Source organism: Streptomyces sp. NPDC018964 (assembly GCF_044390325.1).
GTDB lineage: Bacteria > Actinomycetota > Actinomycetes > Streptomycetales > Streptomycetaceae > Streptomyces.
In genome coordinates this window covers 365,926-388,584 of the sequence record NZ_JBIRYZ010000004.1, presented here as the reverse complement: position 1 = coordinate 388,584, position 22,659 = coordinate 365,926, and the positions used below count along the sequence as shown (strand labels likewise).

Here is a 22,659-nt window from a genome sequence, read left to right as displayed (position 1 = left end):
CCGGATGACGAACACCGAAGGGGACTTCGTCCTCACACCGCCCGAGGCCGTCACGCCCGTGCCGCGGGAGAAGGCCGGCGGGCTCGTGCCCGTCGACGACGGCGTGCGCGCCGACATGGCGGCCAAGGCCGCCGCGTACGTCGAGGGGCTGGCCGCCCTCGATCCCCGCTCGCCCGAGTTCGCCGGCAAGGTCGGCGAGATCACCACCCTGGGCGGCGGCGAGATGCGCGCCGCCACCGCGCAGTCCAACCGCATGCTGGAACGCACCGTCCGCAGCCTGCCCGACAAGGGCCAGGACGCCCGGTCCAAGGTCGCCGGGTCGCTGGTCGAACTGCGGCGCGTGGTGGAGGACCTGGACCCGCGGGACCTGTCCGCGGGCAGGGGCCGCAAGCTCCTGTCCCGGCTGCCGGGCGGCAACAAGCTGCGCGACCACGTCGCCAAGTACGCCTCCGCGCAGGGCACCCTGAACCGGATCGTGGGCTCCCTGCGCGGCGGGCAGGACGAACTGCGCCGCGACAACGCCGCGTTGCAGACGGAGCGGGTCCGGCTGTGGGAGACCATGGGCAAGCTCCAGGAGTACGTCGTCCTGACCGAGGCCCTGGACACGGCCGTCGAGCGGCACATCGCCGGGGTCGAGGCGGCCGACTCCGCACAGGCCGACTCGCTCCGGGCCGACGTCCTCTTCCCCGTCCGGCAGAAGCACCAGGACCTGCTCACCCAGCTCGCCGTGTGCGCGCAGGGCTACCTCGCCATGGACGTCGTACGCCGCAACAACGACGAGCTGATCAAGGGCGTGGACCGGGCGGCCACCACCACCGTGTCCGCGCTGCGGATCTCCGTGATGCTGGCGTCCGCGCTGGACCACCAGAAGAAGGTGGTCGAGCAGGTCGACGCCCTGCGCGGCACCACCGAGGAGCTGATCCGGGGCAACGCGGAGATGCTGGCGACGCAGAGCGGGGAGATCCAGCGCATCGCCGCCGACCCGGCGGTCGGGGCGGAGACGCTGCGGTCGGCGTTCCAGCAGATCTACCGCACCCTCGACGCCATCGACACCTACAAGGTGCAGGCGACCGAGGCGATGGCGGTGACGGTGGAGAACCTGACCTCCGAACTCCGGCATGCCAGTGCCTACCTGGAACGCAGCCGGTCGCAGGGCGCGCTGGAAGGGGGGCTCGGATGAGACGCCGGTCCCTGGCCGCGCTGCTCGTCGCCGGAGCGGCCCTGCTGAGCGCGTGCACCGCCGCGCCGGAGGAGGAGAAGGACCCGTACGCCGCCGAGCCGGGCACCCTGCGGGTCCTGGCCTCCAGCGAGCTCAGCGACATGACGGAGGTGCTGGAACGGGTCGAGAAGGACACCGGCGTCACCGTCCGGCCGACCTGGACCGGCACCCTCGACGCCGTGGACATGCTGGCCGCGGGGAAGACGGACGGCAGGTACGACGCGGTGTGGCTGTCCTCCAACGACTACCTGCGGCTGCGCCCCGAGGCGGCGAAGAAGGTCGTCTCGGAGACGCCCGTGATGTCCAGCCCGGTCGCCATCGGCGTCCGGCCGGCCACCGTGCGGCGGCTGGGCTGGAAGCCGGAGGACGTCACCTGGTCCCAGGTCGACCGGGCCGTGCGGGAGGGGGAGCTCACCTACGGCATGACCGACCCGGCCCGTTCCAACTCCGGTTTCGCCACGCTGGTCTCGGTCGCCTCGGCGCTCTCCGGAGCCCAGTCCGCGCTCACCGACGCCGACGTGACGAAGGCGCGCCCGCGGCTGAAGGAGTTCTTCCGGGGGCAGAAGCTGACCTCGGGCTCGTCGGGCTGGCTGGCCGCCGCCTACTCCCGCCGCGGCGACATCGACGCGCTCCTCAACTACGAGTCCGTCCTGAAGGGGTTCGAGAACCTGACGGTGATCCGCCCGAAGGACGGTGTCGTCACCGCCGACTACCCGCTGTCGTCGCTCGCCGCCACGGACAAGGAGACCCGCGACGACGTGCGCCGGGTGGCCGAGGCGCTGCGCACGGACGGTGTGCAGCGGCTGATCACCGACCGCACGTTCCGCCGGCCGGTCGTCGCCTCCGTACCGCCGGCCGCCGGCCTCGACACGAGCAGACGGCGCGAACTGCCCTTCCCTGGCGACCTCTCCGTCGCCGACGGCCTGCTCGACGCCTACGAGAACGAGCTGCGCCGCCCCTCGCGGACCGTGTACGTCCTCGACACCTCCGGCTCGATGGAGGGCGAGCGCCTCAGCCGGCTGAAGCAGGCGCTGACCCGGCTCACCGGGGACTTCCGTGACCGGGAGGAGGTCACCCTGATGCCGTTCGGGTCGGCGGTGAAGAGCGTGCGCACCCACGTCGTCGAGCCGGACGACCCGCGGCGAGGTCTGGAGGCGATCCGCCGGGACACCGCGGCGCTGCGGGCCGAGGGCGAGACGGCGATCTACACGTCCCTGGAGAAGGCCTACGACCACCTCGGCACCGGCGGGGACACGTTCACCTCGATCGTGCTGATGACGGACGGCGAGAACACGGTCGGCGACGGGGCGGGCGACTTCGACTCCTTCTACCGGGAGCTGTCCGGCGACCGCCGCGACACCCCTGTCTTCCCCATCCTGTTCGGCGACTCCGACCGGGCCGAGCTGGAACACATCGCCGAACTGACCGGCGGCCGGCTGTTCGACGGGCAGGGCTCGCTCGACGGAGCGTTCGAGGAGATCCGTGGCTACCAATAGGGCGCTGGCGTACCTCGAGTCCCGCAAGAACCTGGTCGGGGGCGCGGGCGGGCTGGCGGGGCTGGTGCTGACGTTCACGGGCGTGGCGGGTCCGTACTGGCCGGTCGTGGTGGCGGGGCTGTACGGGGCCGGGGCGCTGGTCGCCCCGCCCGAGCGGCCCGCGCCGCCCGACTTCCCCGACCCGTCCGCGCAGTTGGACGAGGTGCGGGCGGACTTCGAACGGCTGCGTGACTACCTCGCGGACGTCGATCCGCCGCCCGCCGCGCGGGACCGGCTCACCGGACTGACGGAGCTGCTGGCCGCGTTGCTGGATCCCGGGTGGGCGACCGAGATCATCGCCCAGGACCCGGAGGCCGTCCACACGCTGTCGCGGGCCGTGCGGCAGGACGTGCCGGAAGCCGTCGACGCCTACGTCCGCACCCGCTGGTGGACGCGGCTGACGCCGGGGCAGACGCCTCCGGAGCAGCACCTGGTGCGTCAGCTGGAGCTGCTGCGCGCGGAGGCGGAGCGGCTGGCGCAGGGCCTGCGGGAGACGGAGGCGCGGCGACAGGAGTCGCACACGCGGTACCTGGAGGACCGGGGGCCGGTTGGGGAGGGCGGACTCGGCGGGGCGTGATGTCCGGGACCGGTGACGGTCCGGGACCGGTAAGGGTCCGGGGTTCCGCGGCGCGCCGTCGCCGTCGCCGCCGTCGCTGCCTGTGTCGCTTGCGTCGCCGGAAGGCGGGTCCGGGCCTGCCGCCGCCGTGCCCGTCGGGGCGGACGGGGACGGCGCGTGGCGGCAGGCCCGAACCCCGCACGCCGTTGTGCGGGGCCCCGCCGGTGTGTTCCGCGGCCGGTCGTGGCGTGACGATCGCTGGTCAGGGCATCCTCAAACCGAGTGGCGACCGGCCGCGGGGTCTGTGCGGGCGTCAGCCCAGGCGCTTCACCAGCGCGTGGTACTGGTCCCACAGTTCCTTGGGGGTGTGGTCGCCGAAGGTGTTCAGGTGGTCGGGGACCAGGGCGGCCTCCTCGCGCCACACCTCCTTGTCGACGGTGAGCAGGAAGTCCAGGTCGGCCTCGGAGAGGTCCAGCCCGTCGGTGTCCAGCGCGCCCTTGGCCGGCAGCACGCCGATCGGGGTCTCGACGCCCTCCGCGCGGCCCTCCAGGCGCTCCACGATCCACTTCAGGACGCGGGAGTTCTCACCGAAGCCGGGCCAGACGAACCGGCCCTCGTCGTTCTTGCGGAACCAGTTGACGTAGTAGATCCTCGGCAGCTTGGACGGGTCCTTGTCCTTGGCCACGTCGATCCAGTGCGCCATGTAGTCGCCCATGTTGTAGCCGCAGAACGGCAGCATGGCGAACGGGTCGCGGCGCAGCTCACCGACCTTGCCCTCGGCGGCGGCGGTCTTCTCGCTGGCCACGTTGGCGCCGAGGAAGACGCCGTGGTTCCAGTCGAAGGACTCCGTGACGAGGGGTACGGCGCTGGCGCGGCGCCCGCCGAAGAGGATCGCGGAGATCGGCACGCCCTTGGGGTCCTCCCACTCCGGCGCGATGATCGGGCACTGGGCGGCCGGGGTGGTGAAGCGGGCGTTGGGGTGGGCGGCGGGGGTGCCGGACTCGGGGGTCCAGTCGTTGCCCCTCCAGTCGGTGAGGTGGGCCGGGGTCTCCTCGGTCATGCCCTCCCACCACACGTCGCCGTCGTCGGTGAGGGCGACGTTGGTGAAGACGGAGTTGCCCCACAGGGTCTTCATGGCGTTGGCGTTGGTGTGCTCGCCGGTGCCGGGGGCGACGCCGAAGAAGCCGGCCTCGGGGTTGATGGCGTACAGGCGGCCGTCCTCGCCGAAGCGCATCCAGGCGATGTCGTCGCCGATCGTCTCGACCGTCCAGCCGGAGACCGTGGGCTCCAGCATGGCGAGGTTGGTCTTGCCGCAGGCGGACGGGAAGGCGGCGGCGACGTACTTGGACTCGCCGGTGGGCGGGGTGAGCTTCAGGATGAGCATGTGCTCGGCCAGCCAGCCCTCGTCGCGGGCCATGACGGAGGCGATGCGCAGGGCGTAGCACTTCTTGCCGAGCAGGGCGTTGCCGCCGTAGCCGGAGCCGTAGGACCAGATCTCGCGGTCCTCGGGGAAGTGGGAGATGTACTTGGTGCTGTTGCAGGGCCAGGGGACGTCCTCCTGGCCGGGCTCCAGCGGGGCGCCGACCGAGTGCACGGCCTTGACGAAGAAGCCGTCGGAGCCGAGCTCGTCCAGGACCGGGCGGCCCATCCGGGTCATGGTGCGCATGGAGACGGCGACGTACGCGGAGTCGGTGATCTCGACGCCGATCGCGGACAGCGGCGAGCCGAGGGGGCCCATGCAGAAGGGCACGACGTACAGGGTGCGGCCGCGCATGGAGCCGCGGAAGACGCCCTTCTCGCCCTGGAAGATCTCCCGCATCTCGGCGGGGGCCTTCCAGTGGTTGGTCGGGCCGGCGTCCTCCTCCTTCTCGGAGCAGATGAAGGTCCGGTCCTCGACGCGGGCGACGTCGGTGGGGTCGGAGGCCGCGTAGTAGGAGTTGGGGCGCTTGACCGGGTCGAGTTTGCGGAAGGTGCCCTGGGCGACGAGCTCCTCGCACAGGCGTTCGTACTCGGCCTCCGAGCCGTCGCACCAGACCACCCGGTCCGGCTGCGTCAGGTCTGCGATCTCGTCGACCCAGGAGATCAGTCCCTGGTGGGTGGTGGGGACGCCGGGTTCCGCGATGTCGCGCGCCACGATTGCTCCTAAATGAGGGTTTTTTTGTTGGGAGGCCCCGTGGGGGCTGCGACCCGGATGCCGCACGGTGGTGCGCTACGCGCTCATCCGGTGTCGACCGCACTCATTTGATCATCCGACGAGAGCGCCCATCTGTCCAGAGGGCCGCACAGGTGAGCAACGTGACGCCGGACACGGTTCTCCCAGGGGCTTTACGCGCGCGTTGGGCACACCTGACGATTTCTTTGCGTGACGCCCCGGTCGAGCAGCGTGAGATGATGGCCACTCGGCGGACCCAATCGGCCGCCGCGAGGCATAACTTACGGTTCCGTAGGTACGATGCGAGACATGACTGCGTTCGCCCCCGACGCGCCCACGGACCCGCCGGCCGACGGCCGCGGTCCGGTGGCGACCTCCCTCCCGCATCCGGTCAAGCCCAAGCTCCGCGGCTGGCTGCACCTGGGCATGTTCCCCGCCGCCCTGGTCGCCGGCCTGGCGCTCACCGCCTTCGCCGACTCGGCCCGCGGACGCCTCGCCTGCGGGGTGTACGCCCTCACGGCCTGCCTGCTGTTCGGCGTGAGTGCGCTCTACCACCGGGGCGACTGGAGCCCCCGCATGGACGGGGTGCTGCGCCGCCTCGACCACGCCAACATCTTCCTGATCATCGCGGGCACCTACACCCCGCTGACCATCCTGCTGCTGCCGCATTCCAAGGGGCAGTGGCTGCTGTGGGGCATCTGGGCGGCGGCGGCCGCCGGGATCGTCTTCCGGGTCTTCTGGGTCGGCGCCCCCCGCTGGCTCTACACGCCCTGCTACATCGCGATGGGCTGGGCGGCCGTCTTCTTCCTGCCGGACTTCATGCGCACCGGCGGCATCGCCGTACTCGTCCTGGTCGTCGTGGGCGGCCTGCTCTACAGCGTCGGCGGGGTGATCTACGGCATCAAGAAGCCCAACCCGTCACCGCGCTGGTTCGGCTTCCACGAGGTCTTCCACTCCCTCACCCTGGCCGCCTTCATCGCCCACTACATCGGCATCTCCCTGGTGGCCTACCAGCACGCGTAGCGGTTCCCCAGGACTCCCGAACCCCCGAACGGCCCCGGCCCGACGAGCCGGGGCCGCTTCCGTTTCCGTACGCCCGGAATCCCGGCGCCGGTGGGCCCTCACCGCGCCGGTCACCGCCCTGTCGGCGGCCTCGCTCCCGCCGGGCGGGCGGCGGCGGAAGCGGGTACCGCACCGGCCGTGGCCCCGCCCCCGACGGATGTCCGACAATGATCCGCATGACGGCCGCACGCTCCCGCCTCTCCCCCGCCGACCGCCCGCAGCCGGGCCTGCGGGAACGGAAGAAGATCAAAACCCGTGAGGCGATCCGCACCGCGGCCTACGGGCTGATCCGGGAGCAGGGATACGACGCCACGACGGTCGAGCAGATCGCCGACCGCGCCGAGGTGTCGCCGTCGACCGTCTTCCGCTACTTCCCGGCCAAGGAGGACATCGTCCTCACGGACGAGTACGACACGGTCCTCACGGAGGAGTTCTCGGCCCGGCCCGCCGACGAACCGTGGGCGGTCTCCCTGCGGCACGTCATGCGCAAGGCCATCGCGCTCGGGGTCGGCGAGGAGCGCGAGGTGACCCGGCTGCGGACACGGCTGCTGGCCGAGGTCCCCGCGGTGCGCTCACGGATGCTGGAGAGCATGTCGGCCACCGGCCGCATGCTCGCCCACGTCATCGCCGGGCGCACCGGCCTCGACCCCGACGGCCTGGAGGCGCGGGTCCTGTCGATAGCGCTGACCGGCGGCCTGATGGAAACCTCCCAGTACTGGGCCGAGCACGGCCACCGCGACGACCTGGCCGACCTGGTCGACCGCGCCCTGGACGTCCTCGAGAACGGTCTGTCCGCCGCCGGGAAGACCTGAGGCCATGTCCCCGCGCCATGGCATCCTGACCAGGTGAACGGTCCTGAGATCCACGTCGCGTTCGACCCCGGACTGCTGCTCTTCGTGCCCCGGGCACGGCCCACCGGCACCACCAGGGCGGCCACCGACGGTGTCTCCAGCCTCGGCCACGTCGTCGAGTCCCTCGGAGTCCCGCTGACCGAGGTCGGCGCGCTGCTCGTGGACGGCCGCGAGGTGCCGGCCGGCCACGTGCCGGCCGCGGGCGAGTCGGTGACGGTGCGGGCCGTCGAACACCCCCAGCGGGTACCGGGCGCTCCCCTGCGCTTCCTGCTCGACGTGCACCTCGGCACGCTGGCGCGCCGGCTGCGGCTGCTGGGCGTGGACACGGCGTACGAGTCCACGGACATCGGCGATCCGGCGCTGGCCGCGCGGTCGGCTGCGGAACGGCGGGTGATGCTCAGCCGGGACCGGGGACTGCTGCGGCGGCGGGAGCTGTGGGCGGGGGCGTTCGTGTACAGCACCCGGCCCGAGGAGCAACTCACGTACGTACTGGACCGGTTCCGTCCCGAGCTGCGGCCGTGGAGCCGGTGCACCGCCTGCAACGGGCTGCTGCGGCAGGTCACCAAGGACGAGGTCGCCGACCAGTTGAGGAGCGGGACGCACCGCACGTACGACGTGTTCGCCCAGTGCGCGGAGTGCGGCCGCGCGTACTGGAAGGGCGCGCACCACGAGCAACTGGTCGCGATCGTGGAACGAGCGGTCGCGTCGCAGCCGGAGCGGGGCTGACGCGGTAACGCCGCGGGGGACCCGGGGCGCGGGGCGCGGGGAACCCCGGGCCCGGAGCGGGGAAACCGCAGGCCCGGAGCACGGACCTACGGAACCGGGGCACGGACCCACGAACCCAAAGCACGGAGAACCACAGACCCAGGGCGCGGGAAACCACAGCCCCAGAGCACGGACCCACGGAACCGGGGCGCGGAGAACCGCAGGCCCAGCGCGGCCGAGCACCCTCGCGGGGGTGCTCGGCGCACCGTCGGCCGTTCCTGCCCTGCCGCGGGCTGGGCCGTCACGGTTCTCGCCGAGGGCTGCGGGCGGCGGGCGGCTGAACCGGCGGGCAGCCGGTACGACGGCCGGTACGGCGCCGGCATGACCGCCGGTACGGCGTCGGTTCAGCCGCCCAGTGCCGCCCGCAGCCGGTCGGCGTCGGTCGTCGGCGCGTCGCAGGTGAAGTTGCGGCAGACGTAGGCGGCCGGTCCGCCCTGGACCAGCGGACGGTCGGCGAGCAGCGGGAACTCGTCGCTCCCCGGCGACCCGACGGCGACCACCGCGCCGGGCGCGGAACCCAGGAGCGCCGTACGGTGCAGGGCGGCCGTGGCCGGGTCGTCGAGCGCCGGACCGACCACCGCGACCTCCCGCGGCCCGTCCAGTACGGCCTCGGCGACCGCGAGCCCCCACCCGATGAACCGCGGGACCCGCGGGCCGAGCGCCTTCACCACGCCCAGTGCCCGTTCGGCGGCGGTACGGTGCGGCTCGGAACCGGTGTGCGCGGCATAGCCCAGCAGGGCGCCCGCGGCGGCGGTCCAGCCGGACGGGGCGGCGTTGTCGGTCGGGTCCTGCGGACGCCGGATGAGCCGCTCCGCGTCGGACGCCGTGTCGTACAGGGCGCCCGACTCCGGATCGGTGAAGCGGGCGAGCACCTGGTCGAGCAGCAGTCCGGCGAACTCCAGCCACACCCCCTCCCCCGTCACCGACGCCAGCGCCAGGAAGCCCTCGGCGACATCGGCGTAGTCCTCCAGCACCCCCGCGTTGGCGCCCACCCGGCCGTCCTTGCTGGTGCGGGCGATGCGGGCCCGGTCGTCCAGGTGCAGCCGGACCAGCAGGTCACCGGCGGCGACGGCGGCCTCGACCAGGTCCGGCCGGTCGAAGTAGGCGCCGGTCTCGGCGAGCGCGGCGATCGCCAGCCCGTTCCAGGCGGCGACCACCTTGTCGTCCCGGCCGGGCGCGGGCCGCGCGGAACGCGCCGCGAGCAGCCGCTCCCTGATGCCGCCGATCCGCGCGGCGTCGAACACCTCGTCCCGCTGCGGGAGTTGCAGCACCGAGGCGCCCTCCTCGAAGGTGCCCTCCACGGTCACCCCGAAGTACCGCGCGGCGAGTTCCGCGTCCTCCTCCCCGAGGACCTCGCGCAACTGCGCGGGCGTCCAGACGTAATACGCCCCCTCGACGTGACGCCCCGTACCGCCCTCCCGTCGCCCGCCACCACCCTTCTGATGACGCCCTTCGGGCGACACCACCTCTTCGCTGTCGGCGTCCAGCGCGGACGCGAACCCTCCCTCGGGCGTGCGCAGTTCGCGCACCATGAAGTCGGCGGTGTCCAGCGCCACCCGGCGGGCGAGCTCCGAGCCGGTGGCCCGCCACAGGTGGGCGTAGACCCGGCACAGCAGGGCGTTGTCGTAGAGCATCTTCTCGAAGTGCGGCACCACCCAGTCCCGGTCCACGGAGTAGCGCGCGAAGCCGCCGCCGAGCTGGTCGTGGATCCCGCCGCGCGCCATGCGCTCACAGGTGTCCGCCGCCATCTGCAGCGCGCCCTCGGAGCCGGTGCGGGCGTGGTGGCGCAGCAGGAACTCGATCACCATGGACGGCGGGAACTTCGGCGCCCCGCCGAACCCGCCGCGCTGCGGGTCGTACTCGCGGGTCAGCCCGAGCAGCGCCTGCGCGAGCTCCTGCTCGCCGGGCAGCCGGTCGTCGCCGTAGGACAGCTCCCGCCCCGCCAGGTCCCGGGTGATCTTCCCCGCCACCTCGTCGACCTCGCCGCGCCGCTCGGCCCACGCCTGGTGGACACCCTGGAGCACCTGCCGGAAGGACGGCATGCCGTGCCGGGGGGCGGGCGGGAAGTACGTACCGAAGTAGAACGGCTCGGCGTCCGGGGTGAGGAACACGGTCATGGGCCAGCCGCCCTGCCCGGTCGCCGCCTGCACCGCCTCCATGTAGACGGCGTCCACGTCAGGGCGCTCCTCGCGGTCCACCTTGATGCTGACGAAGTGCGCGTTCATGTCGTCGGCGGTGGCCTGGTCCTCGAAGGACTCGTGCGCCATCACGTGGCACCAGTGGCAGCTCGAGTAGCCGACGCTCAGCAGCACCGGCACATCGCGCCGCCGCGCCTCGGCGAAGGCCTCCTCGGACCAGGACCACCAGTCGACGGGATTGTCGGCGTGCTGGAGGAGGTAGGGGGACGTGGCCTGCGCAAGTCGGTTCGCCATGCCCTCCATCCTCGCGCACCCGGCGGTACCTCGCGTGTCCTCCGGTCCGTCCCGCCTCCGGCCGTGCCTTCGTCACCGGCCCGCAACCGTTGATCGCCGCCCTCTCGCGCTGACGGTTCGTAAGAAGCACACTCGTGGGCAAAGGAGTCGCCGCCGGAAGGGGACATGTCATGCGGGACAGTCAACGGGCGGACGCCGAGCGGTTGTTGGTGCGGGCCGTGGAGGAGGAGGTGCGCAGATCGGGCGGGCGCACCGACGGCAGGGTGCTGCTCGCGCGGGCGCGCGGAGCGCTGGACGCGATGGTGCGGACGACGGCCGAGGAGTACGAGGCCTACACGCGCGCCCTGGACGAGGCGGAGGCCGGGCGGCTCACCTTCCGGCAGCGCTACGCCCGCGAGGGCGCCGGGACCCCGCTGCTGGTGGCCGGGGTGGCGGGGGTCGCGGCGGTGGTCGCCGACATGGCGCTGGGGACGGGCACCGGGACGGCGCTGGGCGCGGGTGTGACCGCCGGGGTCGTCGGCGCGGCGGCGACGGTGGTGAAGGTGGCGGGCACGCACGTGCCCGCCGCGCACCACCGGGCCGGTGCGGTGAGCCAGCCGGGCGGGCCGGAACAGTTGCGGCTGCAGTGGCTGACGGCGCTGGAGGTGCGGGGGATCCGGCCGTTCCTGGACCAGCAGCGGGTGCTGGCCGCGTCCGCCGGGCCGAAGCAGGCGGGGCCCCGGCTGCGCGGCACGGACAAGAGCGCGGCGGCCCGCGGGCGGAGCGTGCTGGAGCAGTCGTTCGGGCAACTGCCGGAGCCGCTGGGGCCGTTCGCGGGACGGCGGCGGGAGATGGAGCGCATCCGGCAGTGGGTGCGGGCGGCCCGCGCGACCACGGAGACCCGGCCGACGGTGGTCGTGCTGCACGGGGTGCCCGGCAGTGGCCGTACGACGCTCGCGGTGCGCGCCGCGCACGACCTGAAGGACCACTTCCGCGGGGCCTGCCTCGTCGACCTGCGCGGTGACGGCACGGGAGAGCCCCCGCTGTCCACCCGGGATGCGCTGCTGCACCTGCTGAACCGGCTCGGGGCGCCGCGCGAGCAGTTGCTGTTCCGCGAGCGGTCCTCCCCCGACCAGCAGGTCAAGCGGCTGAGCGAGCTGTACCACCAGCATCTGACCGGGATGCCGGTCACGATCGTCCTGGACGACGCCTCCGACCCGCAGCAGGTCCGCGCGCTGATCCCGGAACGGTCCGACAGCCTCGTCCTCGTCACTTCCCGCGCGCCACTCGGGCTGCCGGACGACCTGCCGGCCCGGGTGTACCAGCTGCCGGTGGAGCCGCTGGACCCCGCCGGTGCGGAGGAGCTGCTGGCGGCCGCCGCGCAGGACTCCTCGGGGCCCTACGACGCCGAGTCCACCGAGCGGGTGCGGGAGCTGTGCGGGGGGCTGCCGCTGGCGCTGCGGGCCGCCGGTGCGGCCCTGGGTCCGCGCTCGCCGCTCGCGCTCGCCACCGACCTGGACGCGTACGGGCCCGTCGAGCCGGTCGAGCGTGCCCTGTGGCTGCGCTACACCGACCTGCCGGAGACCCCGCGGCGGCTGCTGCGGCGGCTCGCCCTGGCCGGCCGGGCCTCGCTGGGCGCCGCCGCGGCCGCGGCCCTCCTCGCCACCGACGAGGCGGAGGCGACCCGGCACCTGGCCGCCCTGCACCGCGCCGGTCTGATCGACCGCGTCCGGCACAGCCGCTACCGGCTGCACGACCTCGTCCGCGCCTTCGCCCTCGCCCGCCTCCTCGACGAGGAGGACCCCGCCGAGCGCGCCGCCGCGCAGGAGCGGCTGATCGTGAACTACGCCGAGCTGGCCGACTCGGTGCTGCGGCTGGTCGACGGCAACATGTCGACCCGCTCGGACCGCTTCGGCCCGTACGGCTTCACCTCGCTGGACGAGGCGCTGCGCTGGCTGGACGACGAGTCGAGCTTCATCACGGCGGCGCTGCGGCACGCGGAGGGCGTCGACCGGCGGGCGGTGCTGAACCTGCTCGGCGCGCTGTGCGACTACTGCCTGCTGCGCGGGGACCTGTACCGGCTGGGTGAGATCAACGAGCTGGCGCAGACCGTGGACGAGGGGCTGCTGGTGCGCTCGGTGCAGTGGCGCACGGGGATCGCGGCACGGCAGCTGGGCGAGCTGGACACGGCGCGGACCACGCTGACGTCGGTGGTGGACCTGTACCGGGAGTCGCGGCACGACGCGGGCGCGGCGCGGGCGCTGACCTCGCTCGGGATCACGCTGCACCACCAGGGCAACCTGACGGAGGCGTCGGCGAGACTGCGGGAGGCGCTGGATCTGCAGGCCGCGCCCGAGCTGGCCACGGACCGCGCCTGGACGATGCACGCGCTGGCGGCGGTCGAACGGGACCGGGCCAACCTGGCCGAGGCGCTGGACCTGCTGACCGGGTCGCTGGTGCTGCACCGCGCGGGCGAGTCCGTGCACGGGCAGGCGTGGGCGCACTTCCAGCTGGGCCAGCTGAACCTGCGCAGGGGCGACGTCCCGCACGCCGAGGCCGAGCTGCGCACCGCCCTGGAGCTGTACGGCCGTACCCGTGACGCCCGCGGTGAGGCGTGGGCGCTGACCGAGCTGGCGCGGGCCCGGCTGGTCGACGGGGACGCCCCGCCGGCGGTGGAGGACCTGCGGCAAGCCGCCGCCCGGCACCGGGACAACGAGGACGTGCGCGGTGAGGCGTGGACGCTGTACTACCTGGGCCAGGCGCTGGAGGAGACCGGTGACCTGGACCGGGCGGTGCGGGAGCTGGAACGCGCCCGCACGATGTTCTCCCGGATGCGGGACGTGTACGGCCTGGCCTGCGCCCGGCACCACTCGGCGCGGGTGACCCGCGACCAGCGGGCCGCCCTGACGGGGTCGCTGCGCAACTCCGGGTTCGCCCGGCAGCTCCTGGTGGACGCGCGCGCGGACTTCCAGCGCATCGGGGTGGCGCACGGCGAGGCGTGGTCCTGCCTGGAGCTGGCGGTCGTCGACGCGGGCAACGCGCGCACCCAGCAGGCGCTGGCGCTGTGCGACGAGGCGGTGTCGCTGTTCGTGTCGTACGGCGACCGGCGCGGCGAGGACTGGGCGCGCTTCCTGCGCTGCACGCTGCTGCCGTACGCGGCGCCGGGCGGTACGGAGGTCGGTACGGCGGTGGCGCAGGAGGAGCTGTCCCGGCTGGGCCGGGCCGGCCACGCCTCGCGCGACGGGAAACTGGCCGACTACGTGGAGGCGTACCAGCTCCTCCTGGAGCGTGGCGTCAGCCTGGAGGCCGGCTGGCAGGCCTGGCGCCTGGGCATGGTCCCGGGCCGCCATGCCCGGGAGGTGATGGGCGTACCGGTGGACGGGAAGGCGTAGGGCGCGCCGGTCGCCCACCGGTGGTTGTGGGCAGTCGTTCCGCAGGGCGACGGGGGTACCTCCCATGCCTTTCGGGCCATGGGGGAGGGTGTGCACGACCACCCCGCAGCCGGCACCCGGCGTCGGTGCCGGCCGGGGGTGTCCGCGCAGCCCGGCGCTTACGAGGTGCCGCCGCGCCCACCCGTGCCGCCCCAGCGGCACGACTGCCCGCGGTCGCACCGGCCGGCGTCAGCCCCGCTTCTCCGCGGCCGTCGCCTCGGCCTTTTCGGCCCCCGGGTCCTCGGACTCGGCGAAGTCGACGCGGCCCATGTGGCGGTTCATGGACTTCATCAGGGCCCACACCGCCAGAGCCATCACCGCGAACACGACGAACCCGAGGACACCGGGGGTCACCTTGTCCTCGTCGAGTTCCTTGGCCAGAGGCACCAGGTGGGTCATTGCCAGGCTTGCGCTTGCGCTCATGTCAGGCATTGTCCCGGATGCCCGCGAAGAGGTCGTCCTCGGGGAGGGACGTATCGACGAGCGACTTCGCGAGCTCGTACTCCTCCGTCGGCCAGACCTCGCGCTGGAGGTCCATCGGCACCCGGAACCAGCCCCCGTCGGGGTCGATCTGCGTCGCGTGCGCGATCAGTGCCTTGTCACGGATCTCGAAGAAGTCGGCGCACGGCACGTGCGTGGTGAGCGTGCGCTCCTTGCGCTCGAACTCGCTCCAGCGCTTCAGCCAGTCCCCGTACGGCGACTCCAGGCCGCGGTCCAGCATCGCCTGGTGCAGCGCCTCGGTGCGGGGACGGTTGAAGCCCTGGTTGTAGTACACCTTCAGCGGCTGGTAGGCCGGGCCGTACTCGCCCTCCGGGTACTTCTCGGTGTCCGCCGCGCCCTCGAACGCCACCATCGTGATCTTGTGGGTCATGATGTGGTCGGGGTGCGGGTAGCCGCCGTTCTCGTCATAGGTGGTGATCACCTGGGGGCGGAAGGAGCGGATCTTGCGCACCAGCTCACCGGCCGCCTTGTCGACGTCCTCCAGGGCGAAGCAGCCCTCCGGCAGCGGCGGCAGCGGGTCGCCCTCGGGCAGCCCGGAGTCGACGAACCCGAGCCACTCCTGCTTCACGCCCAGGATCTCCCGGGCCTCGTCCATCTCCTTCCTGCGTACCTCGTGGATGTTCTCCTCGATGTAGGGGTCGCCCTGAAGTTTCGGGTTGAGGATGGAGCCGCGCTCCCCGCCCGTGCAGGTCACCACCAGCACGTCCACCCCCTCGGACACGTACTTCGCCATGGTGGCCGCGCCCTTGCTCGACTCGTCGTCGGGGTGGGCGTGCACGGCCATCAGTCGCAGCTGGTCAGTCAAGACTCAATCCTCAAGTCGGTCGGCGCCCTCAGTGCGGCGGCGCAGTAGCAGGCTTCTATAGTGACCGAATCGGGGGGCGAATAATTCCGGGGTTCTCCGCTCCGGGGCCTGCCCGGGAACACCGGTTCCCTCCTGCCGAGGAGACGATCATGAGTACGCCGAGCGCGCGGCTGCCCGAGGGCCGTTACGGCCGCTCCTCCGACCAGCAGGCCGACCGCACCCTCAAGGCCGTCGGCGCCGTGCTGTCGGTGCTGATGGTGGCGTTGATCGGCTGGTTCGGCTACCACCACGTCGTCCAGAACGAGATCAGCGCCGAGGTGATCGGTTTCGACGTCGCCGAGGACTCGGTGAAGGTGCACCTGGAGGTGCACAAGGACGCGGGGTCCGCCGGCTACTGCACGGTCCGCTCCCAGGCCGAGGACGGCGCCGAGGTGGGCCGCGCCGACTTCCGCTTCGACGAGGACGCCACGCGCGTCGACGAGGTCGTCACGCTCCGCACCACCTCCCGGGGCACCTCGGCCGAGCTCGTCGGCTGTCACGCGGACTGACACCACTGACACCACGGGGAATACCCGGCCACTGACCTGCGCTGACATGAGTCCGGTGGCATATGTCCTCCCCCTGCGGGCACTCAATTGTTAGGCTCGTGGTTTCGCCCATCCCTGAAGGAACATCCTTCAGAGAGGGCGATGCTTTGTATTCCCAGCACCTACGAGGAGCACCTGTGACCCAGACCAGCGAGAACGTCACCTGGCTGACCCAGGAGGCGTACAACAAGCTCAAGGACGAGCTTGCGTACCTTACTGGTCCCGCGCGCACGGAGATCGCCGCCAAGATCGCCGCAGCGCGCGAGGAGGGCGACCTGCGGGAGAACGGCGGGTACCACGCGGCCAAGGAGGAGCAGGGCAAGCAGGAGCTCCGTGTGCGCCAGCTCACCCAGCTCCTCGAGAGCGCCAAGGTCGGCGAGGCCCCGGCGGCCGACGGTGTCGTGGCGCCCGGCATGGTCGTGACGATCGCCTTCGACGGCGACGAGGACGACACCCTGTCCTTCCTGCTCGCCTCCCGCGAGTACGCGAGCGCCGACATCGAGACCTACTCACCGCAGTCCCCGCTCGGCTCGGGCGTCATCGGCCACAAGGTCGGCGAGGACGCGGAGTACGAGCTGCCGAACGGCAAGAAGGCCTCGGTGAAGATCCTGGAGGCGAAGCCGTACACCGGCTGACCCATCCCGCGAGTCCCTGACGGGCCCCCGGCACCCCGCGGTGCCGGGGGCTCCGTCATGCCGCCGAGCGGTACTTGCGCACGGCGAGCGTCCGGAAGAACGCGATGATCAGGACCGACCAGATCAACGAGGCCCAGACGGGGTGCTGCATGGGCCACGCGTCGGGTGTCCGGAAGCCCGGGGGAAGGTTGCCGAACATCTCACGGCAGGCCTGCACGGTGGCGCTGAACGGGTTCCACTCGGCGATGTGCCGGAGGAAGGACGGCATCTGGTTCGCGTCCACGAACGCGTTCGAGATGAACGTCAGTGGAAACAGCCAGATCAGGCCGCCCGAGGTCGCCGCTTCGGGAGTGCGCACGGACAGGCCGATGAGCGCGCCGATCCACGAGAACGCGTACCCGAGCAGCAGGAGCAGGCCGAATCCGACGAGCACCTTGCCGAAGTTCTCGTGCGTGCGCCAGCCGACGAGCACGGCGACCACCGCCAGCACGACGAGGGTGAGCGCCGTCTGTACCAGGTCGGCCATGGTGCGGCCGGTCAGCACCGCGCCCCGCGACATGGGCAGGGAGCGGAAGCGGTCGATGAGGCCCTTGTGCATGTCGTCGGCGATGCCCGCTCCCGCGCCCGCCGTGGCGAACGTGACGGTCTGGGCGAAGATGCCGGCCATCAGGAACTCGCGGTAGGCCTGGGTGGAGCTGGACGAGCCGACCTGGATCGAGCCGCCGAACACGTAGGTGAACAGCACCACGAACATGATGGGCTGGAACAGCCCGAAGATGAGCATCTCGGGAATCCGGGCCATGCGGATCAGATTCCTGCGGGCGACGACCAGGGAGTCCCGGATCGACCGGCCGACGGGGTTGCCGGGGGCCGTGACCCGGACGGTGTCGGTGACGGCGCTCATTTCGCGGTCTCCTTGGTGTCCTCGTCGTCCTTGGCCTCCGCGACATGGCCGGTGAGGGAGAGGAAGACGTCGTCGAGGGTGGGGCGGCGCAGGCCGATGTCGTCGATCTCGATGCCGTTGGTGTCGAGGTCGCGGATGATCTCGGCGAGGAGCTTGGCGCCGCCGGAGACCGGTGTGGTGATCTTGCGCATGTGGTCCTCGACCGTGGTGTCGCCCTGGCCGGCGCCGCGCAGGCTGTACTTGTCGAGGAGGGCGGACGCCGACCGGATGTGCTCGCGCTCGTGCACCACGACCTCGACGCGTTCGCCGCCGGTGCGGGCCTTGAGCTGGTCGGAGGTGCCCTGGGCGATGACCTTGCCGTGGTCGACGACCGCGATGTCGTGCGCGAGGTGGTCGGCCTCCTCCAGGTACTGGGTGGTGAGCAGCAGTGTCGTACCGTCGGAGACGAGCTGTTTGATCACCTCCCACAGTTGCTGGCGGTTGCGCGGGTCAAGGCCGGTGGTCGGCTCGTCCATGAACATCACGGGCGGTGAGACGACCAGGGCGGCGGCGAGGTCGAGGCGGCGGCGCATGCCCCCGGAGTAGGTCTTGGCGGTGCGGTCGGCGGCGTCCGCGAGGTGGAACTGCTCCAGCAGTTCGTCCGCGCGGGCCTTCGCCGCCTTCGCCTTCAACTGGTAGAGCTGTCCGACCATCCGCAGGTTCTCGCGGCCGGTCAGGTACTCGTCGACGGCGGCGAACTGGCCGGACAGGCCGATGGAGCGGCGTACGGCGTCGGGCTGTTTCAGCACGTCGAGGCCGGCGACGACCGCCTTGCCGCTGTCGGGCCGCAGCAGGGTGGTCAGGCAGCGGACGGTGGTGGTCTTCCCCGCGCCGTTGGGCCCGAGCAGGCCCAGGACGGTGCCCTCGGGGACCTCCAGGTCGACGCCGTCCAGTGCCCTTACGTTCCCGAAGGTCTTGACCAGACCTTCGGCATAGATGGCGCCTGGCATATGAGTCTCCACGTCATCGTGATTCTTCGGAAAGCCTAGGTTTGCGCGCTGTGGTGTGCTCGGATTTTTCGCCGGGCGCGGGCGGCGGGACGGACGGCGGCCACCCGGCGGCAGGACACACAATAACGCGATGTATCGCGTCTCACAATGGAGTCACCCGAAGGAGTGACACCCCGCCGGGCGTCAGTCCATGACCGTGTAACCCGCCTCGCGCAAAGCCCTGTTGACCTCCGCGCAGTGCTCCGGGCCCTTGGTCTCCAGGTGCAGCTCGACCTCCGCCTCCGTGAGCCCGAGCCGTGGGTCGGTCCGTACATGGCTCACGTCGAGGACGTTGGCGTCCGCCACTGACAACGCCCCCAGAAGCGAGGCGAGCGCGCCCGGCCGATCCGTCAGCCTCAGCCGTACGGCCAGGTAGCGGCCCTGCGCGGCCATGCCGTGCCGCAGCACCCGCTCCATCAGCACCGGGTCCACGTTGCCACCGGACAGCACCGCGACGACCGGCCCCTCGAAGGCCCCGGGCCGGCTCAGCAGCGCCGCGACCGGACTCGCCCCGGCCGGCTCGACGACCAGCTTGGCCCGCTCCAGGCAGAGCAGCAGCGCGGCCGACAGCTCGTCCTCGGTGACCGTGCACACCTCGTCCACCAGCTCGCCGACGATCCCGAACGGCACGTCGCCGGGCCGTCCCACCTTGATCCCGTCGGCCATCGTCGCCGGGTCGCGCACCGACACCGGGCGCCCGGCCGCCAGCGAGGGCGGGTACGCCGCCGCGCCCGCCGCCTGCACGCCGACGATCCGCACGTCGGGCCGCAGCGCCTTCACCGCGACCGCGATCCCGGCGGCCAGCCCGCCCCCGCCGACCCCGACGACGATCGTGCGCACCTCGGGGCACTGGTCCAGGATCTCCAGGCCCACCGTGCCCTGGCCCGCGATGACGTCCGGGTGGTCGAAGGGGTGGACGAACACGGCGCCCGTCTCGCGCGCGTACTCCGTCGCCGCCGCCAGCGTCTCGTCGACCACCTGGCCCCGCAGGCGCACCTCGGCGCCGTACTCCCGGGTCGCGCTGATCTTCGGCAGCGGGGCGCCCTTCGGCATGAACACCGTGGACCGCACCCCCAGCAGGGAGGACGCCAGCGCGACGCCCTGCGCATGGTTGCCGGCGCTCGCCGCGACGACGCCGGCGGCCCGCTCCTCGGGCAGCAGCCCGGCGATCCGGACGTACGCGCCGCGCAGTTTGAACGACCCCGTCCGCTGGAGGTTCTCGCACTTCAGGTGCACCGGCGCACCCACTCGCCGGGACAGGTACCGGCTGCCCTCCAGAGCGGTCGTCCGTGCCACGCCCGACAGCATCTTCCGGGCGCCGCGCACGTCGTCGAGGGTGACGGTCCGCAGGTGTTCGGCCGTGCTGTAGCTCATGGCTCCAGGATCGCAGTTCGCCGCCGGCGGCGGCCGGTGTGACCAACCCGCGGACTCGGCTTTGCGCAGCGCCGGTACGGGCCGTCGTCCGGCCGCGTACCCTGTCCCCCAATTAGCAGCCCTCCACGAAGTGAGCCCCCGGCCATGCCCACAACACCTGATATGTCGATGGACATGAGGACGGACCTGACGGCCGTCGGTGACACCGGTCTTCTCGACACGCTGCAGCACGAGGTGGCGTTGTTCGCGCGCCGTGCCGAACAGACGCGTCTGGGCGGGGTCGGCCAGGTGCGCAACTCGATGGACCGCGCCGCGTACCTGCTGCTCAACCGCCTCGACAAGGAAGGCCCGATGGGCGTCAAGGCGCTCGCCTCGAGCATGGGTATCGACTCCTCGACGGTCACCCGTCAGGTCGCCCCGCTCGTGGACACCGGCCTGGTCAAACGGACCTCGCACCCCGAGGACGGACGCGCGGTCGTGCTCCAGCTGTCCCCGCGCGGGCAGGCGCGCCTGGAGGAAGTGCGCTCCTCCCGCCGCCAGTTGATGGCCGAACTGACCCAGGACTGGGACGCGGAGGAACGTGAGGCGTTCTGCAGGCTCCTGACGCGCTTCAACGGCGCGCTGTCGGCTCGGATGTCCACCCCCGAGCGGGTCGACTCCTGACTCTCCGGGGGCTGTTTCCAGCCCCCGGACGGGCTGATAAAAGCCCCTCCGGCGTTTGAGGAGCGGGGGTCCGGGGGCAGCGCCCCCGGGACGGGAAAGGGCGGCGGGGGCGAAAAACCCGGAGCGCCGCGCGTGCACGTCCCTTGACCGGGGGACGCCCCCTGGCCTGATATGAGAGCCAAGGGCTCTCAGGGGCGGCGGGGAGGCGCGGTTGCGACGACGGCACACGTCCCAGGACGACCTCCGCGCCCGCGAGTTCGAGGCGTACGTCGCGGGCGCCGGCACCCGGCTGCTGCACACCGCGACCCTGCTCACCGCCGAGTCCCCGGACGACAACCCGCACGCGCGGCACCTGCTGACCCTGGCGCTGGCCCACACGTACGCGGGCTGGCACCGGCTGCGCGGCGGGGACCCCTACGCCCACACCCGCCGGTACCTGGCGACCCGCTTCGCGCACGACGCCTGGCACCGCCGCGGCGGACTGTTCCCCTCCCGTGCCCGCCCGGGAGGCCCGCTGGCCCGGCTCTCCCCGCAGGAACGCCTGATCCTGGTGCTGCGGCTGCACGAGGGGATCGCCGAGGAACAGACGGCAGCGCTGCTCGGCCTGTCCGCGGAGCGCGTACGGACCGTCTTCCACCGCGCGATGGCCGCCGTACTGCGCCCGCCCCCGGGACCGGCCCCCGCGGTGGGCGGCGTCGAGGCGGTGCCGTCGTGACCCGGATGAGGCGTGAGGCGGCCGTACGGCGGATGCTGGAGCAGTCACCGCCGTCCGTGCCGCCCGAGCTGCACGCGGAGGCGGCGCGCCGCGGGGCCCGCATCCTGCGCCGCAGGACGCTCGCCCGCCGCGCGATGTGGCTGCTGTTGCTGGCGGGGAGCGTGGCGTTCGTGGTGTGGGCGCTGACGGCCCGCCCCTGGGTGGAGCCGCCGCCGGAGCCGGCTCCACCGCTCGTGGGCTGGTGACCGTCAGCGTCCGAGCGCCTGCTGAAGGTCTTCGAGCAGGTCGTCGACGTTCTCGATGCCCACGGAGAGGCGCACCAGGTCGGCGGGGACCTCGAGCGCGGAACCGGCCGCGGACGCGTGCGTCATCCGCCCGGGGTGCTCGATCAGCGACTCGACACCGCCCAGGGACTCGCCGAGCGTGAACACCTTGGCCCTGTCGCAGACCTCGACGGCCGCCTCCTCGCCGCCCTCCACGCGGAAGGAGACCATGCCGCCGAAGGCACGCATCTGCTTGGCGGCGACCTCGTGGCCGGGGTGGTCGGGCAGCCCCGGGTACAGGACGCGCGTCACACGCGCGTGACGGGTGAGCATGTCGGCGACCTTCGTGGCGTTCTCGCTGTGCCGGTCCATGCGGACCGAGAGCGTCTTGGTGCCGCGCAGCACCAGCCAGGAGTCGAAGGGTCCGGCGACCGCGCCCATCGCGTTCTGGTGGAAGGCGAGCTCCTCGCCCAGCTCCGCGTCACCGGTGATCAGGGCGCCGCCGACGACGTCGGAGTGGCCGCCCATGTACTTGGTCAGGGAGTGCACGACGACGTCCGCGCCGAGCGCGAGCGGCTGCTGGAGGTAGGGCGTGGCGAAGGTGTTGTCGACGACGAGCCGGGCGCCCGCGTCCCGGGCGACCTGGGCCACGGCGGCGATGTCGGTGATGCCGAGCAGCGGGTTGGAGGGGGTCTCCACCCAGACGGCCTTGGTCTTCGGGGTGAGGGCGGCCCGCACGGCGGCCGGGTCGGAGGTGTCGGCCACCGACCACTCCACGCCCCACCGCGCGACGACCTTGGCGAAGAGGCGGAACGTGCCGCCGTAGGCGTCGTTCGGGATCACCACGTGGTCGCCGGGGCTGAGCAGCGTGCGCAACAGGCAGTCCTCGGCCGCCAGTCCGGACGCGAACGCGAGGCCGCGGCGGCCGCCCTCCAGGGCGGCGAGGTTCTCCTCCAGGGCGGTCCTGGTCGGATTGGCGCTGCGGCTGTACTCGTAGCCGCCGCGCAGGCCGCCGACGCCGTCCTGCTTGTAGGTGGACACCTGGTAGATCGGCGGGACGACCGCGCCCGTCAGGGGGTCGGCGGTGTTGCCCGCGTGGATCGCGAGCGTCTCGAAGTGCTGACTGATGTGCCTGTCGCTCATGGGCACCGAGGGTAGTGCGCGCACGGTGCGGATGGCGGACGCGGAGCGGGCGGGGCGGG

At 72.4% G+C, this 22,659-nt stretch carries 20 protein-coding genes; 12 read left to right on the top strand and 8 right to left on the bottom strand.

Going from position 1 to position 22,659, the window contains the following annotated elements:
- Positions 1-4: 4 nt before the first annotated feature.
- Genes ACH5AO_RS09525 through ACH5AO_RS09515 form a run of 3 tightly spaced genes read left to right on the top strand, consistent with a single transcriptional unit; the run spans position 5 to position 3,331 of the window.
- Positions 5-1,180, top strand: a complete 1,176-nt coding sequence (locus ACH5AO_RS09525) for a toxic anion resistance protein (protein ID WP_398923491.1) — start codon at positions 5-7, stop codon at positions 1,178-1,180.
- Positions 1,177-2,715, top strand: a complete 1,539-nt coding sequence (locus tag ACH5AO_RS09520; protein WP_398923489.1) for a substrate-binding domain-containing protein — start codon at positions 1,177-1,179, stop codon at positions 2,713-2,715. Before ACH5AO_RS09525 ends, ACH5AO_RS09520 begins: the two co-directional genes overlap by 4 nt.
- Complete coding sequence (locus ACH5AO_RS09515; protein WP_398923487.1) at positions 2,702-3,331, top strand: hypothetical protein; 630 nt, start codon at positions 2,702-2,704, stop codon at positions 3,329-3,331. Before ACH5AO_RS09520 ends, ACH5AO_RS09515 begins: the two co-directional genes overlap by 14 nt.
- Before the next feature lie 292 nt (positions 3,332-3,623).
- Here ACH5AO_RS09515 and ACH5AO_RS09510 read toward each other — a convergent pair whose 3' ends face one another.
- Positions 3,624-5,444 carry a phosphoenolpyruvate carboxykinase (GTP) gene (locus ACH5AO_RS09510; RefSeq protein ID WP_398923485.1) on the bottom strand — a complete coding sequence of 607 codons (1,821 nt, stop codon included), beginning with the start codon at positions 5,442-5,444 and terminating at the stop codon, positions 3,624-3,626.
- 327 nt (positions 5,445-5,771) lie between these two features.
- Here ACH5AO_RS09510 and ACH5AO_RS09505 point away from each other — a divergent pair, with 327 nt between their 5' ends.
- From ACH5AO_RS09505 to ACH5AO_RS09495, 3 genes are all read left to right on the top strand, one after another.
- Positions 5,772-6,485: a hemolysin III family protein gene (locus ACH5AO_RS09505; protein ID WP_398923483.1), complete on the top strand. Its 714-nt coding sequence runs from the start codon at positions 5,772-5,774 to the stop codon at positions 6,483-6,485.
- A gap of 206 nt (positions 6,486-6,691) precedes the next feature.
- Positions 6,692-7,336, top strand: coding sequence for a TetR/AcrR family transcriptional regulator (locus ACH5AO_RS09500; RefSeq protein WP_398923481.1), 645 nt, complete (start codon positions 6,692-6,694; stop codon positions 7,334-7,336).
- A gap of 33 nt (positions 7,337-7,369) precedes the next feature.
- The gene (locus ACH5AO_RS09495; RefSeq protein ID WP_398923479.1) at positions 7,370-8,101 is read left to right on the top strand and encodes a Mut7-C RNAse domain-containing protein; all 732 of its coding nucleotides are present in this window, start codon (positions 7,370-7,372) and stop codon (positions 8,099-8,101) included.
- Positions 8,102-8,484: 383 nt separating this feature from the next.
- Here ACH5AO_RS09495 and ACH5AO_RS09490 read toward each other — a convergent pair whose 3' ends face one another.
- Positions 8,485-10,572: a thioredoxin domain-containing protein gene (locus ACH5AO_RS09490; RefSeq protein WP_398923477.1), complete on the bottom strand. Its 2,088-nt coding sequence runs from the start codon at positions 10,570-10,572 to the stop codon at positions 8,485-8,487.
- Between the two features lie 170 nt (positions 10,573-10,742).
- Here ACH5AO_RS09490 and ACH5AO_RS09485 point away from each other — a divergent pair, with 170 nt between their 5' ends.
- A complete protein-coding gene (locus tag ACH5AO_RS09485; RefSeq protein WP_398923475.1) occupies positions 10,743-13,943 on the top strand; it encodes a tetratricopeptide repeat protein in 3,201 nt (1,066 codons plus the stop codon).
- A gap of 228 nt (positions 13,944-14,171) precedes the next feature.
- Here the strand turns inward: ACH5AO_RS09485 and ACH5AO_RS09480 are convergent, their stop codons facing one another.
- Together ACH5AO_RS09480 and mca are read right to left on the bottom strand one after the other, a co-directional pair.
- The gene (locus ACH5AO_RS09480) at positions 14,172-14,414 is read right to left on the bottom strand and encodes a hypothetical protein (RefSeq protein WP_398923473.1); all 243 of its coding nucleotides are present in this window, start codon (positions 14,412-14,414) and stop codon (positions 14,172-14,174) included.
- A complete protein-coding gene (mca, locus tag ACH5AO_RS09475; RefSeq protein WP_398923471.1) occupies positions 14,407-15,288 on the bottom strand; it encodes a mycothiol conjugate amidase Mca in 882 nt (293 codons plus the stop codon). Before mca ends, ACH5AO_RS09480 begins: the two co-directional genes overlap by 8 nt.
- Positions 15,289-15,437: 149 nt before the next feature.
- Here mca and ACH5AO_RS09470 point away from each other — a divergent pair, with 149 nt between their 5' ends.
- Both ACH5AO_RS09470 and greA read left to right on the top strand, forming a co-directional pair.
- Positions 15,438-15,836, top strand: coding sequence for a DUF4307 domain-containing protein (locus ACH5AO_RS09470; protein WP_398923469.1), 399 nt, complete (start codon positions 15,438-15,440; stop codon positions 15,834-15,836).
- Positions 15,837-16,012: 176 nt separating this feature from the next.
- Positions 16,013-16,510 (top strand): transcription elongation factor GreA, encoded by a 498-nt coding sequence (greA, locus tag ACH5AO_RS09465; protein WP_398923468.1) that lies wholly within the window; start codon positions 16,013-16,015, stop codon positions 16,508-16,510.
- Between the two features lie 55 nt (positions 16,511-16,565).
- Here greA and ACH5AO_RS09460 read toward each other — a convergent pair whose 3' ends face one another.
- From ACH5AO_RS09460 to ilvA, 3 genes are all read right to left on the bottom strand, one after another.
- Positions 16,566-17,414: an ABC transporter permease gene (locus ACH5AO_RS09460; protein WP_398923466.1), complete on the bottom strand. Its 849-nt coding sequence runs from the start codon at positions 17,412-17,414 to the stop codon at positions 16,566-16,568.
- Positions 17,411-18,403: an ATP-binding cassette domain-containing protein gene (locus tag ACH5AO_RS09455; protein ID WP_398923464.1), complete on the bottom strand. Its 993-nt coding sequence runs from the start codon at positions 18,401-18,403 to the stop codon at positions 17,411-17,413. The genes ACH5AO_RS09460 and ACH5AO_RS09455 overlap by 4 nt, the downstream gene beginning before the upstream one ends.
- Positions 18,404-18,586: 183 nt before the next feature.
- The gene (ilvA, locus tag ACH5AO_RS09450) at positions 18,587-19,816 is read right to left on the bottom strand and encodes a threonine ammonia-lyase (protein WP_398923462.1); all 1,230 of its coding nucleotides are present in this window, start codon (positions 19,814-19,816) and stop codon (positions 18,587-18,589) included.
- Between the two features lie 168 nt (positions 19,817-19,984).
- Here ilvA and ACH5AO_RS09445 point away from each other — a divergent pair, with 168 nt between their 5' ends.
- The 3 genes from ACH5AO_RS09445 to ACH5AO_RS09435 all read left to right on the top strand — a co-directional run bounded on the left by ACH5AO_RS09445 (position 19,985) and on the right by ACH5AO_RS09435 (position 21,439).
- The gene (locus ACH5AO_RS09445) at positions 19,985-20,479 is read left to right on the top strand and encodes a MarR family winged helix-turn-helix transcriptional regulator (protein ID WP_398923460.1); all 495 of its coding nucleotides are present in this window, start codon (positions 19,985-19,987) and stop codon (positions 20,477-20,479) included.
- Positions 20,480-20,690: 211 nt separating this feature from the next.
- A complete protein-coding gene (locus ACH5AO_RS09440; protein WP_398923458.1) occupies positions 20,691-21,194 on the top strand; it encodes a sigma factor-like helix-turn-helix DNA-binding protein in 504 nt (167 codons plus the stop codon).
- Entirely contained in the window at positions 21,191-21,439 is a 249-nt protein-coding gene (locus ACH5AO_RS09435) for a hypothetical protein (protein WP_398923456.1), read from the top strand. The genes ACH5AO_RS09440 and ACH5AO_RS09435 overlap by 4 nt, the downstream gene beginning before the upstream one ends.
- A gap of 3 nt (positions 21,440-21,442) precedes the next feature.
- Here the strand turns inward: ACH5AO_RS09435 and ACH5AO_RS09430 are convergent, their stop codons facing one another.
- Positions 21,443-22,600, bottom strand: coding sequence for a cystathionine gamma-synthase (locus tag ACH5AO_RS09430; protein ID WP_398923454.1), 1,158 nt, complete (start codon positions 22,598-22,600; stop codon positions 21,443-21,445).
- Positions 22,601-22,659: the final 59 nt, after the last annotated feature.